Here is a 14,855-nt window from a genome sequence, read left to right as displayed (position 1 = left end):
CTGCTTTGCGAAGGGGTAGCCTCTCTTTCCTTAGGAAGCGGAAGGCAATTCCTTAATGACGCTGATCCAGTTGCTGTACTTCGTCTCCGCGGTGGAAGCGGGCTCGTTCTCCGCCGCGGCCGAGCGGCTGCGCCTGGCGACGCCGTCGGTCTCGGAGCAGATCCGTCGCCTGGAGCGGCATGTGGGCACGGCCCTGTTCGAGCGCGGGCGCGTGCTGCAGCTCACCGACGCGGGCCGGGCGCTGCTGCCCCAGGCCCGCGCGACCCTGCGGGCGGCCGAGGAGGCGGAGCGGGCGGTGGCCGACGTCCGCGGCCTCAGGGGCGGGCTCGCGAGCTTCGGCCTGTTCCGCAACGCGGACTACTACCTGGTGGGCCCCCTGGTCGAGACCTTCCTGCGGGAGCATCCGCGGGTGCGCCTCCGTCTCCCGGGGCAGAACAGCGCCGAGGTCGCCGACGCCGTCCGGGCCGGACGGCTGGAGGCGGGACTGGTCGTCCTGCCGGTCGACGACGAGAGCCTGACCGTCGACTCGATCCTGCGGGACGAGGTGCGCTACGTCAGCGCCGACCCGCGGCGGGCGGGCGGTCCGGTGCCGCTGGAACGGCTGGCCCGGGAGCGGTTGATCCTCTACGACGCCGCATGGGCCGCGGTGGACCCGACCCGGCGCCAGCTCGCGACGCGGATGCAGACGCGCGGGTTGACCATGGCGCCGTACGTCGAGGTCGAGCGGGTGGAGGGCGCGCTGGAGCTCGTCCGGAGGGGGCTCGGCGACACCATCGCGGCGAGCACCGTCCTGCGCACGCTCGATCCCGGCCTCCACAGCGCTTCGCTGGAGGAGCCGCTGCACGACGAGATCGCGGTGATCCAGCGGCGCGGCGCGCGCCTGTCGGCGGCGACCGCCGAGTTCATCCGGCTCGCGCGCGCCCACCTGCACCGTCTCGCGCAGGACGGCCCGCACGCCCGGATCCTCGGCCCGCGGGACTGACCGGGGGCGCGGCAGCCCTTACGCCACAGGGCTTTTCGAGGACGCACAGGATAGTCCTGTGGAAGGTAGAGGATCATTCGGCGTTGTCCTTCGGATCCGGCGGCTCGTAGATTTCGCGCCAAGCCACTCGATGTGGGCCGGCGCACACGCCGGCCCTCCCCGCCGGCTCGGCGACCCGCCGGCGGCGACCGGGTCGGCGCGGCGCGACCGCCGCCCCGCCGAGGGGAGCGGAGGTCGGTCCGCGGCCCCGGACCGAAGGAAAGGTCGGTGAGATCACAGATGGCGGACCCGCTACTCCAGGCCCGCGGCATCGGCAAGAGCTACGGGCACGTGGAGGTGCTCCGGGGAGTCGACTTCGCCGTCGCCCGCGGTGAGGTGACGGCCCTGATCGGGGACAACGGAGCCGGCAAGAGCACCCTGGTCAAGATCCTCTCAGGTGCGCTCGGCCCGGACGCGGGGGAGATCCTGCTGGACGGTGAGCGGGTGACCTTCAGCTCGCCGGAGAGCGCCCACGACATGGGCATCGAGACCGTCTACCAGGACCTCGCCCTCGCTCCGGAACTCGGCTCGGCCGAGAACGTCTTCGCCGGGCGGGAGCTGCTCAGACCCGGCCTCCTCGGACGGCTCGGCGTTCTCGACCGCAGGACCATGCGGGACCGGGCCCGCCAGGCGTTCGTCGACATGGGCACCGACGTCAAGGACATCGAGGCGCCGGTCGCCGCGCTGTCGGGCGGCCAGCGGCAGAGCGTCGCGATCTGCCGGTCGGTGATGTGGGCCGACAAGGTGATCTTCATGGACGAGCCGACCGCGGCCCTCGGCGTCCGGCAGACCGGCAAGGTCCTGGAGCTGATCCGGCGGGTCGCGGACAAGGGGATCGCGGTCGTGCTGATCAGCCACAACATGCCCGAGGTGCTCCAGGTCGCCGACAGCGTCCAGGTGCTGCGGCTCGGCCGGCGCGTCGCCGAGTACCGGGCGGCGGAGACGACCGTGGAACAGCTGGTCGGCGCGATGACCGGCGCTCTGGAAGGGAAGGCCGCATGACCGAGACCCCCGCGCCGGCCACCCCGGCGGAAGCCGCCGACGAGACGGCCCTGGACCCCTCGAACGGCACGGACGCGACCGGCGCGGACGACGCGAGCGGCGCTCTGAAGATCGCTCACCGGTCTCCGCTGCGCAGGTTCCTGTCCACCTCGCCGGCCTACATGGGCCTGGTGCTGGCGCTGCTCGTCCTGCTGTTCTCCATGCTGCGACCGGAGGCGTTCCCCACCGCCGCGACGGGCCGCAACGTCTCGCTGGACATCTCGGTGCTGCTGGTCATGGCCGTCGGCATGACGTACGTGATGGTGGCGGGCGGCTTCGACCTGTCGATCGGGTCGGTGCTGGTGTTCTCCGGCGTGGTGATGGCCAAGACGATGTCCGCGATCGGCGGCGACGGCGCCCTCGTCGTGGTCGCCGGTATGGCGGCGGCGGTGCTCGCCGGCATCGCCTGGGGCGTGCTGAACGGCGCGTGCATCGCGCTGCTGAAGGTCCCCGCCCTGATCACCACGCTCGGCACGATGGGCGCCGCGCTCGGCGCGTCCCAGATCATGACGGGCGGCAACGACGTCACCACCGTGCCGGACGCGCTGCTGAAGATCACCACGTCCCGGCCGCTCGGCTTCAGCTGGCTGGTCTACGTCGCCGCGATCACCGCACTGGTCGGCGGCCTGATCCTCGCCTACACCCGGTTCGGCCGCCACACCTACCTCGTCGGCTCCAACGCGGAGTCGGCCCGCCGCGCCGGCATCAACGTGAACCGGCACCTGATCAAGCTGTACGCCGTCAGCGGCGGCCTCGCCGGGGTGGCGGGCGCGATGTCGCTCACCCGCTTCGCCACCACCACGATCTCCGGCCACGCCACCGACGCGCTGCAGGTCATCACCGGGGTCGTGCTCGGCGGGACGAGCCTGTTCGGCGGCATCGGCACCATCCTCGGCACCGTCGTCGGCATCTTCATCCCCGCCGTCCTCCAGAACGGCTTCGTCGTCACCCACGTCCAGCCCTACTGGCAGCAGGTCGTCATCGGCTTCGTGCTGATCGCGGCCGTCTACGTCGACCACCTCAAGCGCGCCCGTCGCGATCGCAGCTAGGAGACCTCATGAGAAACAGCACCGCGTTGCGGCTGTCCGCGGCGGCCGGGGTGGCCGCCCTGGCCCTCACCGCCTGCGGCTCCGGGGCGGACGCGGCCTCGGGCCAGAAGCGGATCGTCTACGTCCCGGCCGTGACCGGCATCCCCTTCTACAACACCGTCGCGTGCGGGGCGCAGGAGAAGGCGAAGGAACTCGGCGCCAAGCTGGACGTGCAGGGCCCGCCCGAGTTCGACCCCGCGAAGCAGTCGGCGATCGTCAACGCGCTGGTGGCGGACAAGCCGGACGCGATCATGATCTCGGTGGCCGACTCCAAGGCGCTGATCCCGCCGCTGAAGCTCGCCAAGGCCGCCGGCATCAAGATCATCGGCGTGGACGGCGACGTGGACGACCGTTCGATCATGACGACCAACATCATCTCCAACAACCTCAAGGGCGGCGCGCTCGCCGCGGACGAGATGGCGAAGGCCACCGGCGGCAAGGGCGAGGTCATGGGGCTGAACAACGACCCGGGCAACCCGCTCGGCGAGGCGCGCGCCAAGGGGTTCACCGACCAGCTGAAGAAGTACCCGGGGATGAAGTACCTCGGCACCCAGTACAGCAAGAACGAGACCGCCAAGGCGTCCTCGATCGCCTCCAGCGCCAGTTCGTCCAACCCGAGGCTCACCGGCATCTACGCCATGTCGACCACCAACTCGGAGGGCGCCGTCACCGGCCTGCGTGAATCGGGACGGACGGGGAAGGTCAAGCTCATCGGCTTCGACATCTCCGGGCCCATCGAGACGGCGCTCAACGGCAAGCAGATGGCCGGGACCATCGTCCAGCACCCCTACCAGGAGGGCCAGATCGGCGTGCAGTCGGCTCTGGACGCGGTGGCGGGCAAGCCGGTGCCGCGCGACCAGAACTCCGACCTCGTCTTCGCGACCCCCGAGAACCTGGCCACGCCGGAAGTGCAGAAGTACGTGTACAAGAAAGAGTGCGGCAAGTGACGGAGACCGGCAGGGACGTGCCCATCGAGTCCGGGGAGCCGCGCGGTGGGGAGAAGTCCCCGCGGCCCGCGCCGGAGGTGTCCTCCACCGGACGCGTCATGCCCGCGGACTTCTCGATCGCCCTGTCGGAGGGCCGGGGCGCCACCCTTCCCGACGGCGACTACAGCCGGCGGAAGCAGTCGCTGCGCGGGTTCGAGGACCACTACACCGACATCGTCGACTACATCGTCCGGATCACGCACCGCATCTGGGAAGACCAGGACATCGGCTACATCTACGACACCTACGCGCCGGGCTGCCGCGTGTTCGACGACAGCGGCCCGCGGCACGGCATCGAGGAGATGGTCGCTGGAACGATCCAGGCGATCGCCGCCTTCCCCAACATGCGGCACTACGCCGACGAGGTGATCTGGGCGGGCGACGACGAGCAGGGCTTCGTCACGTCCCACCGCGCGCTGAACATCGGCGACCACACCGGCCACTGGCGGTGGGGCCCGCCGACCCACCGCCGCCTCAACACCTGGGTCATCGCCAACTGCGTCATCAGGGACAACGAGATCTACGAGGAGTGGGTCCTCTACAACACCGCGGCCAAGCTGCAGCAGCTCGGCCTCGACGTGGCGGCCTGCGCGCGGGAGTTCGGCAACGCCGGCGCGCTGCGGCCGTACACCGAACGCGAGCAGACCGAGGTGGAACGGCTGCGGGGCGGGCGCAAGCCCGTCGCCGTCGCCGAGCCCGACACCTCCGGCCCGTTCGACGTGGAGGAGTGGGTCCGCGCCCTCTTCCACAACACCTACAACCGCCGCGACCTGAGCACCGTCGACCGGTTCTACGCGCAGAACGTCCGCTGGTACGGCGCCACCAACCGGCAGGGGTACGGCAGGGCGCAGGTGAGGTCGATGGCCCGCGCGCTGCTGGCGACGTTCCCGGACCTCGGCGTCCACGTGGACGAGGTCTACTGGATGGGCAATCCGGACGAGGGCTACAGGGTCAGTGTGCGCTGGGGCGGCGCGGGCACCCACAAGGGCTACTCGCTGTACGGCGCGCCGACGGGCCGCCAGGTGCACATCTGGGGCATGTCGCAGCTGTACGTCCGGAACGGTGAGATCGTTGAGGAGTGGGCGCTGTTCAACGAGTTCGACGTGATGGCGCAACTCCTCCGGGACGAGCCCGCCGCGCTGCTCTGACCCGGCGATCGGGGGACATGGAGGGCGATCGGGGGACATGGAGATGGCATCGACGGTGACCCGGGTGACGTGCGTGCAGCTCGCGCCCGTCCTCGGCGACCTGGCCGGCAACATCCGGCGCGCCCGTTCGGCGATCCGCGCCGCCGTCGCGAACGGCGCGCGGATCGTCGTGCTTCCCGAGCTGGCGACCTCCGGCTACCTGTTCGCGAGCGCGGATGAGGCCCGGGCCGCGTCCATCGGTGCGGACGATCCGCGGCTCGCGGCGTGGTCGGACGAAGCGGCCCAGGGTGACGCCGTGGTCGTCGCCGGATTCTGCGAGAGGGGCCCGGACGGCCTCGTCCACAACAGCGCCATGGTGCTGGACGGAACGGGGGTGCGCGCCGTCTACCGAAAGGTCCACCTGTGGGACCGCGAGAAGACGCTGTTCACGCCCGGCCGTGCGGAACCGCCCGTGCTCGACACCGCGTACGGCCGGATCGGCGTGCTGATCTGCTACGACCTGGAGTTCCCCGAGATGCCCCGCGCCCTGGCGCTGCGGGGCGCCGACCTCGTCGCGGTGCCGACGAACTGGCCGGTGGTGCCGCGCCCGGACGGCGAGCGCCCGCCGGAGGTGGTGGCCGCGATGGCCGCCGCCCGGGCCAGCCGCGTCTTCGTCGCCTGCTGCGACCGCTCCGGGCTGGAGCGCGGGGAGCGGTGGACGCGGGGCACCTCCCTCGTCGACCCGGACGGCTGGGTCCGGGCGAGCACCGACGCGCAGGACGGCCACGCGACGGCCGACCTCGACCTCCCCGCGGCACGAGCCAAGCGGCTCACCGACCTGGCCGACGTCATCGCCGACCGGCGGCCCGAGCTGTACGGGGAGATCGTGCGGCCAGGTCACGCGTCGCCCGGCGGCGCCGAGGTCAGCTGACGCCGGGGCGGCGCCTGGCCGTCCCTCCCGTCGCCGGGTAGACGCGCTGGGCCGGGTCGTTGATCCCGGCCAGCAGGGTGCTCCGCGCGCGCCGCGCCAGCTCCCGGGCCCCCGGCGACAGCACCGACGAGGTGCGCTGGATGAAGGCGATGGTGTCGTACAGCGGTTCGGCGAACGGGACGGTCCCGACCTCGGGCGGGCAGAACGGGCTGTCGGCGACGGCCCGGGAGATGAACGTGTCCCCGACGCCCCGGGCGACCAGGGCCAGCGCCGCCTCCACGTGCTCCACCTCGATGATCGGGTCGATCCGCAGCCCCTCCAGCTGGGCCCGTTCGGCGATCTGGCGGCGGGTCGGGTCGGACCAGCCGTACCGGGCGTCGTACATGACCAGGTCGGCCTCCGCCATGCGGCGGATCGTCATGGGCGCCGCGAGCCGCTCGGGGTCGGCGCTGGCGTAGAAGACCTCGTCGCGGATGAGCGGCGTCACCCGCAGCCCCGCGTCGTCCACCGGCAGCACGACCAGGCCGGCCTCCAGCTCTCCCTTGGAGACGGCCGCGGCGACCTCGCTGGAGTTCTGCCCGACGAGCCGGAGCCGGACGTTCGGGAACGCCTCGTGGAACTGCTGGGCCAGGTCGGGCAGCAGGTAGAAGGAGGCGTTGCGCAGCAGGCCGAAGGTCACCTCGCCGCCGTCCAGGGAGCCGATGGACCGCAGCGCCGCGCGCCCCTCGTCCACCGAGGAGACGGCCTGCTCGGCGAACGGCAGCAGCTCCGCGCCGGCCGAGGTCAGCACGAGGCGGCGGCCGCCCCGGATGAACAGCGCCAGCCCGGCCTCCTCCTCCATCCGGCGGATGAGCTCCGACACCGACGCCTGCGCCATCTTCAGCTCCGCCGCGGCGGCGGTGAAGGATCCCGTCCGGACGGTGAGCAGGAACGCGCGCAGCTGGTTCAGAGTCACAGGGGAACCCTATGGCAAATGTGGGATAAGTCGGTCTAGTCCTGTTCTGTCGCGCTCCCTAGCCTGTCCATGGGACGCATTCCCCGCCGGGCGCCCGCGGACGAGTCCCTCCCGTCTCCACCCCCCTCCGCCCGAAGGACGAAATGATCACCTTTCTGAAGGAGGCCGTCGCCTCCGAGCAGATCGCCGCCGACAACGGCCGCGTCGCGCAGACCGTCCGCGGCATCCTCGACGACGTCCGCGCCCGCGGGGACGCGGCGGTCCGCGAGTACTCCGCCCGCTTCGACGACTGGACCCCCGCCGCCTTCCGGCTGACCCCGGGCCAGATCGACGAGATCGTCGCGCGGGTGCCCCAGCAGGTCATCGAGGACATCGAGTGGGTCCAGGGGCAGGTCCGCGCCTTCGCCGAGCGGCAGCGCGCCTCCATCACCGACTTCGAGATGGAGACGCTGCCCGGGGTGCGCCTCGGCCAGCGCAACCTGCCGGTCCGCGCGGTCGGCGCCTACGTGCCCGGCGGGCGGTACCCGCTCACCGCGTCCGCGCACATGACGATCGTGACCGCGAAGGTCGCCGGGGTCTCGCGGGTGGCGGCCTGCACACCGCCGATCCGCGGCGAGGTGCCCGCCGCCACCGTCGCCGCGATGCACCTCGCCGGAGCGGACGAGATCCACCTGCTGGGCGGCGTCCAGGCGATGGCGGCGCTGGCGATCGGCACCGAGTCCATGGAGCGGGTCGACATGATCGCCGGACCGGGCAACGCCTATGTCGCCGAGGCCAAGCGGCAGCTGTTCGGCGAGGTCGGCATCGACCTGTTCGCCGGGCCCACCGAGATCCTCGTGATCGCCGACGACGCCGCCGACCCGTTCGTCGTGGCCGTCGACCTGCTGAGCCAGGCCGAGCACGGACCCGACTCGCCGGCGGTGCTCGTCACCACCAGCGAGCAGGTGGCGCGCAGGGCGATGGCGCACGTGGAGCGGCTCCTCGGCGACATGCCCACCCGCGACTTCGCCGCCCCGGCCTGGCGCGACCACGGGCAGGTCCTCGTGGTGGACGACCTGGACGAGGCCTTCGCCGTCGCCGACACCTTCGCCTCCGAGCACGTCCAGGTCCTCACCCGCGAACCGCGCCAGGCCCTGGCGAAGATGCACGACTACGGCGCGCTCTTCCTCGGCGAGGGCACCTGCGTGTCGTACGGGGACAAGGTGATCGGCACCAACCACGTGCTGCCCACCAGGGGCAGCGCCCGGTTCACCGGCGGCCTGTGGGTCGGCAAGTACCTCAAGACCGTCACCTACCAGGAGGTGACCGACACCGAGTCCAGCGCGACGCTCGGCGAGGTGTGCGGCCGCGCCGCCCGGGTGGAGCTGTTCGAGGGGCACGCCCGCTCCGGTGACGTCCGCACGGCGAAGTACCGGGGCGGAACGCTGCCGTGGAGCGACCACGCCTTCACCGGGGTGCGCGCCGATGCCTGACGTCCCGGGCGACGTGCTCGACGGCGTGCGCGGCCGGACGGCGCTGGTCACCGGCGCCGGCAACGGCCTCGGCCGCGCCATCGCCCTCGCCCTCGGCGACGCCGGGGTCCGGGTGGTCGGCGCCGGGCGCACGCGGGCGAACCTGGAGGAGACGGCCCGGCTGCTGACCGCCCGCGGCGCCGGCGCCCGCGTCGTCGAGGCCGACGTCGCCGACGCCGGCTCGGTGGCGGACCTGGCGTCGGCGGTCGCCGGCGAGGACGTGTCCATCGTGGTGAACTGCGCGGGCGTCGCCGGACCGGTCAGGCCGCTCACCGAGATCGAGCCGGACGAGTGGGACGCGGTGTTCGCCGCCAACGTGCGCGGCACCTACCTCGTCTGCCGCGCGCTGATCCCCGCCCTGCTCGCCCGCGGCTCCGGCGACATCATCAACATCGCGTCGGTCAGCGGCAAGCGCCCGCTGGCGATGCGCACTCCCTACACCGCCTCGAAGATGGCCGTGATCGGCCTCACCACCACCCTCGGCGCGGAGGTGGGCCCGCTCGGCATCCGGGTCAACTCGCTGTCGCCGGGGCCCGTCCGCGGCCCCCGCATGGAGCGCAACTTCCGGCTGGAGGCCGCCCGTCTCGGCATCACCGAGCAGGAGGCCGAGACGGCGTTCGCCTCCCGCGCCGCGCTCGGCCGCCTCCTCGAAGAGGAGGAGGTCGGGCGCGCCGTGGTGGCGATGCTGATGATGTCGGGCCTGCACTGCGCCGACATCGACCTGTCCGCCGGGATGGTCGCGCGGTGAGCGGCGGCGCCGGCCCGCTGGTGCTGCTTCCCGGCATGCTCGGCGACGCCACGGTGTGGGACGGCGTGGTCGCGGCGCTCGGACCGGAGACGAACGTCCTGCGCACGCGCGTCGACCTCGACGACTCGATCGCCGGGCTCGCCTCGCGGGTGCTCGACCGGTCGCCCGCGCGGTTCGCGCTGGCCGGCCATTCGCTCGGCGGCATCGTCGCTCTGGAGGTCGTGCGGCGGGCCCCCGCCCGCGTCACCCGGCTGGCGCTGCTCAACACCAGCGCCGGCGCGGGCTCGCCCGCCCAGCGCGCCGGATGGGCGCGGCTCGCCGAGCGCGTCGGGCGAGGCGAGTTCGCGGCGGTCGCCGCCGAGCTGGCGAGGGCCACGCTGCCCGCCGTCCGCCGCGCCGACCCCCGCCTGGTCTCCCGCAACGAGAGCATGGCCGGGACCGTGGGGCCGGACGGCCTGCTGCGGCAGCTCCGCGCCCAGGAGTCGCGGATCGACCTCCACCCCTCGCTGGCCGCGATCGACGTCCCGGTGCTGGTGCTGAGCGGTGAGCTGGACGAGGTGAGCCCGCCGGCCCTCCAGCGGGACCTCGCCGAGCCGATCCGCACGGCGCGGCACGAGGTCGTCCCGGGCTGCGGGCACATGTCCCCTCTGGAGTGCCCCGGCGAGGTCGCCGCCCACCTCCGCGGCTGGCTCGCGAGGTGACGCGGCGGCCCGCCCGGTCAGCCGCGCGTGTGCGAGGTGCGCAGGACCGGCTCCACGGGGTGGACGACGCGCCGCGGCCCGCCGTCGTCCCCCGCGATCCTCTCCAGGAGCCGGTCCACGGCGCTGCGCAGCATGTCGTCGAACGGCACGCGCAGCGTGGTCAGCCCGACCAGCGGCCACGCCGCCTGCTCCAGATCGTCGAAGCCCACGAGGGCGAGATCGCCCGGCACCCGCAGCCCGAGCTCGTGCGCGCCGTTCATCGCCCCCAGGGCGATCGTGTCGTTGGCGCAGAACAGCGCCTGCGGGAGCCGCCCCTCCGCGGCCATCGCCGCCACCGCCGAACGGCCGTGCTCGAAGTCGAACCCGCCGTGCCGGACCCACGCCGGGTCGGGGGCGATCCCGGCGTCCGCGAGCGCGGACCGGTAGCCGTCCTCCCGCTCCCGCGCCGTGCTCGCCGTGCGCGGCCCGAGCAGCGCGCCGACCTCGCGGTGACCCGCCTCCAGCAGGATCCGGGTGCCGAGCCGCGCGCCGAGCCGGTCGTCGGCGACGCAGGCGTCGAGCGGAACGTCCTCGGCGTAGCGGTGCAGCAGCACCGCCGGCACCCCGCGCTCGCGCAGCACGCCCGGGAGCCGCGAGTCCCGCGACGCGGTGGAGACGATCACGCCGTCCACCGTGCCGCCGAGCAGCTGCGACTCGATGTCGTCCGGATCGCCGTGCTCGGCGATCAGGGAGAGCCGGTAGTGGCGCCGGTCCAGCTCGTCGCACAGCCGCCCCACCAGCAGCGACCACAGCGGATTGTCGAGATCGACGACCATGGCGATGCGGCGGCTGCTGCGCGTGACCAGGTCGCGGGCCCGGTCGCTCGGGACGTAGCGCAACCGTGCCGCCGCCTCCCGGACGCGCCGTGCGGTCTCGGGTGGAATGCCCGGATGGCCGCGTAGCGCCCGCGAGACCGTGGACTGCGACACCCCGGCGGCGCGCGCCACGTCCAGGCTCGTCACCCGCATCCGTTCCTCCCTCCGCCGCCCTGCGGGTCAGTATCCGCCGGACGGCGCCGTGGTCGCCGCCGTCCCCCGCACGGCCGCGACGGCCTCCGACGCAGCCCGCCGCAGGAGGGCCATGTCGCCGCCCGGCGTCACGAAAGCGTAGCCCCGCTCGGTGAGCCGCAGCGCGGCCTCGGTGCCGGCGGCGAAGGCGCCCGCGATCACACCGGCCGCGTGCGCGGCCTCGGCGATCCGCCCCAGCGCCGCGTCGACCTCGGGCGGCGGAACGGCCAGCCCGGGCTCGACGCCCAGCGCGAGAGCGAGATCGTTCGGACCGACGAAGACCCCGTCCAGGCCGGGCGTGGCCGCGATCGCCTCCACCTGGTCGAGGGCGGCCCGCGACTCGATCATCGCCCAGGTCAGGATCCGCTCGTCGGCCCGCTCGACGTATCCGGGGACCTGGGCGAGGTTCGCGCGGGCCGGCCCGTAACTGCGCACGCCCCTCGGCGGGTACCGGCACATCGCGACGAACCGCGCCGCCTGGTCGGGATCGTCCACGGCCGGGCAGATGATCCCGTACGCGCCCGCGTCCAGCAGCTTGCCGATCACGGCGGCGTCGAGCGCCGGGGTGCGCGCCAGGGGGACGGCGGGCCCCGCGGAGACGGCCTGGATCAGGTGGACGGCGGTGTCCAGCCCGAACATGCCGTGCTGGAGGTCCACGGTCACCGAGTCGAACCCCGAGTACGAGAGGGTCTCGGCAAGATAGGCGCTGCCGGCCGACACCCACGCGTTGACCACGGTCTCGCCCGCGCCGAAGAGCTCCTTGAGCCGGTTGTCGCGCATGTGCTCCGCCTCTCTGTGAAAGCTGTGCATACGTTAGCACGCTGTTGACAACGTACTTCCTCGCTGCAATCGTAAAGTTCTACGCATACGTTTGCATGAAAGGATCAAGGCCATGCCCCCCGAGGTGTCCGCCGCCGAACTCGCCTCCCGGACGATCCTGCGCAAGGACCTCACCGCCGACACCGCCGCCTTCATCGACACGAAGATCCCCGGCTCCGAAGGCAAGATCAACTATCCGATGATCGGGCCGGGCGTCTCCGAGAACGCCGAGCAGGCCGTCCCGGTCACCGCGCCGCACGGCTTCAACCTGGGCGCGGCGGCGATGCCGGCCGGCGTCACCAACAACCTGCACCTCCACTTCACCGCCGAGGTCTTCGTCTGCATGGCGGGCGAATGGCGGTTCCGCTGGGGCGTCCACGGCGACGACGGCGAGGTGACCGTCCGTCCCGGCGACGTCATCTCGATCCCGACCTGGGTGTTCCGAGGCTTCACCAGCGTCGGCACCGACGACGCGTTCCTGTTCACCGCCCTCGGCCGCGACCGCTCCGGCGGCCTGATCTGGGCGCCGTCCGTCCTGGAGAAGGCCGCCGAGTACGGCCTGCACCTCACCTCGGACAACCGGCTCATCGAGACCGAACCGGGCGAGTACCCGCAAGGGGTGGAGCTGAAGCGCCCCTTGACCGACGCCCAGCTCGCCACGCTCCGCAGGATCGGCGTCGAGGAGATGCGCACGCGCCTGGCCCGCCCGTCCGACCTGCGCTGGTCGACGGCCCCGTTCCTCGACTCCGCCCTGGAGACCGGCGGCGCCGAACTGGCCGCCGTCGTCGGCTACGGGATCACCGAGGACCGCGACCAGCATCCGCGCCTCGCCGACCCCCACGGCTTCAGCCTCGCCCGCCTGCGCGCGGCCACCGGACGCGGCATGTCGACCCACGCGGTGGACGAGTCCCAGGTGCTGATCGTCACCGGCGGCCGCTGGCGGATCACCCTGAACCGGGAGAACCCGGTCTCCACGGAGCTCGGCCCCTACGACACCCTCTCGATCCCGGTCGGAGCCTGGCGGCGCTTCGAGAGCATCGCCCCCGAAACGGGGGAGATGGTCGTCATCACCGGCGGCGAGGGCCGCACCCGCCTCCGCTGGGATCCCGCCGTCGCCTCCCTGGCCGAGCAGCAGGGCACCGTGATCGACCCGAACGGCTACACGGCCGCCGTCGACCTCCTGCACGCCTGAGCCGGCGGACCGGGCGCATATCCGGTGCTTCCCCGGGACTCGGGAGCCGGTTGCCAACCCCGCATCAGCGGCCGGCGTCGGACGTTATGAGGGTTCCGGGCGTAGGGCGGGGGGAGGGAGCGGGCGATGCTGCGCAAGGGGGAGAACGCCGCGCTGGACGGCGGCCGTGTCAGGGTCGCCGTGTCCGCCGCCGGAACGCCGATCGACGTTTCGGCGGTCCTCCTGGGCGATGACCGGCGGGTCCGGTCGGACGACGACCTGGTCTTCTTCAACCATCCCGCTCAGGACGGGGTCCGGTTGGAGGGCGCCGAGATCGTCATCGACCCGGACGCGGTCCCCGATGACGTCTCGACCATCGCGCTCGTCGCCAGCGTGGACGGCCCGGGGACGTTCGACGGCGTCACCCTGCGCGCCGGTGTGCACGGAGGCCCCCGGTTCGAGGCCCCGGCGATGGCGGAGGGGGAGACGGTGGCGGTCGTCGTCGAGGTGTACCGGCGCGCGGGCGCGTGGAAGCTCAGGGCGGTCGGGCAGGGATGGGCGAGCGGCCTCGCCGGCCTCGCCACCGACCTCGGCGTGGACGTGACCGGCGAACCGCCGGTCGAGGCCGACCTGCCGGAGCGGATCTCGCTGCGCAAGGAGACCGTCCGCGTCTCGCTGGAGAAGAAGGGCATCGGCGGGCTGCGGGCCCGCGTCGCCGTCGCGCTGGACGCCTCCGGTTCCATGCGCAGGCTCTTCAAGGAGGGCGTGGTCGCCGAGATCGTCGAGCGGATGGCGGCGATCGCCCTGCAGGTGGACGACGACGGCGCCCTGGACGCGTGGATCTTCGCGACGGAGTTCGCCCGGCTCCCCCCGCTGCGGGTCGCCGAGATCGGCGCGTGGACGCGGGACAACGTGCGCCTGCACGAGGCCGTCGCCGCCGACGGGAGCCGGGTCAGCCTCGGCGGCCGCAACAACGAGCCCCAGGTGATCGAGGACATCCTCGCCTACTACGAGACCCGTCCGGGCGAACCGGTCCTGGTGCTGTTCTTCTCCGACGGCGGCGTGGCCAAGAGCGCCCAGATCGCCCGCCTCCTGCGCGAGGCGTCGGACCGGGCGGTCTTCTGGCAGTTCATCGGCCTCGGCCACGGCAGGTACGGAATTCTGGAAAAGCTGGACACCCTCGACGGCCGCCTCGTCGACAACGCCGGCTTCTTCGCGGTGGACGACATAGCCACCATCACCGACACAGAGCTCTACCAGCGCATCCTCTCCGAGTTCCCCACCTGGCTGAACGCAGCAAAAACCCAAGGCATCCCCCTAGGCTCAAACTGAGGCCAGGCCCCCGAATCCGGCGTCAGAGAATGCCATATCGAACCCGATCAGATTCCTTTCTCACCGCCAAGTCGTGCCGATCTCCTTGTTCCGGAACGGCCCCATAAGGCTGTAGTGCTCCACCGTTCTCAAACAGAACCAACCATCACTCTCGGTAGTGGCCCGCAAGCGTCAGCATAAGTCGCCTTGGCGGGGACGCGCAGGTGGTGGGGTCGGGTTACCGAATCAGTCGTGACGTAGATCGCAATACCTTGATCGTTCCGCTTCTTCCGAAGCGTGATCGGTCACGTTACGTTAAAGCGACTTTATTGGGACTTTATGTGCGCGGAGGTCTCCGTGAGCTTTTGGGGTCGTTTTCTGCCACAGAAGTCCAGCTCG

The 14,855-nt window shown here is 72.3% G+C and carries 14 protein-coding genes; 11 read left to right on the top strand and 3 right to left on the bottom strand.

From position 1 onward, the window contains the following. Window positions 1–55: 55 nt before the first annotated feature. From AB0C87_RS13145 to AB0C87_RS13120, 6 genes are all read left to right on the top strand, one after another. On the top strand, window positions 56–982 hold the full coding sequence (locus tag AB0C87_RS13145; RefSeq protein ID WP_360577550.1) for a LysR substrate-binding domain-containing protein: 927 nt from the start codon (window positions 56–58) through the stop codon (window positions 980–982). Window positions 983–1,249: 267 nt separating this feature from the next. Next, a complete protein-coding gene (locus tag AB0C87_RS13140) occupies window positions 1,250–2,023 on the top strand; it encodes an ATP-binding cassette domain-containing protein (protein WP_353831000.1) in 774 nt (257 codons plus the stop codon). Next, complete coding sequence (locus AB0C87_RS13135; RefSeq protein WP_353830999.1) at window positions 2,020–3,111, top strand: ABC transporter permease; 1,092 nt, start codon at window positions 2,020–2,022, stop codon at window positions 3,109–3,111. Before AB0C87_RS13140 ends, AB0C87_RS13135 begins: the two co-directional genes overlap by 4 nt. Before the next feature lie 8 nt (window positions 3,112–3,119). Continuing rightward, window positions 3,120–4,097 (top strand): ABC transporter substrate-binding protein, encoded by a 978-nt coding sequence (locus AB0C87_RS13130; protein WP_345175904.1) that lies wholly within the window; start codon window positions 3,120–3,122, stop codon window positions 4,095–4,097. Beyond that, the gene (locus AB0C87_RS13125; RefSeq protein ID WP_360577547.1) at window positions 4,094–5,284 is read left to right on the top strand and encodes an ester cyclase; all 1,191 of its coding nucleotides are present in this window, start codon (window positions 4,094–4,096) and stop codon (window positions 5,282–5,284) included. Before AB0C87_RS13130 ends, AB0C87_RS13125 begins: the two co-directional genes overlap by 4 nt. 43 nt (window positions 5,285–5,327) lie before the next feature. Next, the gene (locus AB0C87_RS13120; RefSeq protein WP_360577545.1) at window positions 5,328–6,194 is read left to right on the top strand and encodes a nitrilase-related carbon-nitrogen hydrolase; all 867 of its coding nucleotides are present in this window, start codon (window positions 5,328–5,330) and stop codon (window positions 6,192–6,194) included. On the opposite strand, the gene AB0C87_RS13115 is transcribed toward AB0C87_RS13120, so the two are convergent. Next, window positions 6,187–7,149 (bottom strand): LysR family transcriptional regulator, encoded by a 963-nt coding sequence (locus AB0C87_RS13115; RefSeq protein ID WP_345175900.1) that lies wholly within the window; start codon window positions 7,147–7,149, stop codon window positions 6,187–6,189. The genes AB0C87_RS13120 and AB0C87_RS13115 overlap by 8 nt on opposite strands. A 143-nt stretch (window positions 7,150–7,292) precedes the next feature. On the opposite strand from AB0C87_RS13115, the gene hisD reads away from it, so the two are divergent. The 3 genes from hisD to AB0C87_RS13100 are packed head-to-tail and all read left to right on the top strand — an operon-like array spanning window position 7,293 to window position 10,109. Beyond that, window positions 7,293–8,621 carry a histidinol dehydrogenase gene (gene hisD / locus AB0C87_RS13110; RefSeq protein WP_353830996.1) on the top strand — a complete coding sequence of 443 codons (1,329 nt, stop codon included), beginning with the start codon at window positions 7,293–7,295 and terminating at the stop codon, window positions 8,619–8,621. Further along, complete coding sequence (locus tag AB0C87_RS13105; RefSeq protein WP_345175895.1) at window positions 8,614–9,408, top strand: SDR family oxidoreductase; 795 nt, start codon at window positions 8,614–8,616, stop codon at window positions 9,406–9,408. The genes hisD and AB0C87_RS13105 overlap by 8 nt, the downstream gene beginning before the upstream one ends. Further along, on the top strand, window positions 9,405–10,109 hold the full coding sequence (locus AB0C87_RS13100) for an alpha/beta hydrolase (protein ID WP_360577542.1): 705 nt from the start codon (window positions 9,405–9,407) through the stop codon (window positions 10,107–10,109). The genes AB0C87_RS13105 and AB0C87_RS13100 overlap by 4 nt, the downstream gene beginning before the upstream one ends. 17 nt (window positions 10,110–10,126) lie before the next feature. On the opposite strand, the gene AB0C87_RS13095 is transcribed toward AB0C87_RS13100, so the two are convergent. Next, entirely contained in the window at window positions 10,127–11,116 is a 990-nt protein-coding gene (locus tag AB0C87_RS13095) for a LacI family DNA-binding transcriptional regulator (RefSeq protein ID WP_360577540.1), read from the bottom strand. Window positions 11,117–11,143: 27 nt separating this feature from the next. Then, a complete protein-coding gene (locus AB0C87_RS13090; RefSeq protein ID WP_345175888.1) occupies window positions 11,144–11,935 on the bottom strand; it encodes an aldolase/citrate lyase family protein in 792 nt (263 codons plus the stop codon). A 112-nt stretch (window positions 11,936–12,047) separates the two neighbouring features. On the opposite strand from AB0C87_RS13090, the gene AB0C87_RS13085 reads away from it, so the two are divergent. Then, window positions 12,048–13,166 carry a hypothetical protein gene (locus AB0C87_RS13085; protein ID WP_360577538.1) on the top strand — a complete coding sequence of 373 codons (1,119 nt, stop codon included), beginning with the start codon at window positions 12,048–12,050 and terminating at the stop codon, window positions 13,164–13,166. Window positions 13,167–13,292: 126 nt separating this feature from the next. Further along, window positions 13,293–14,477, top strand: coding sequence for a VWA domain-containing protein (locus AB0C87_RS13080; RefSeq protein ID WP_360577536.1), 1,185 nt, complete (start codon window positions 13,293–13,295; stop codon window positions 14,475–14,477). Window positions 14,478–14,855 lie beyond the last annotated feature (378 nt).

It is taken from the genome of Actinomadura sp. NPDC048021, from assembly GCF_040653135.1.
Taxonomy (GTDB): Bacteria; Actinomycetota; Actinomycetes; order Streptosporangiales; family Streptosporangiaceae; genus Spirillospora; species Spirillospora verrucosospora.
This window is presented reverse-complemented; position numbering and strand designations above follow the sequence as displayed.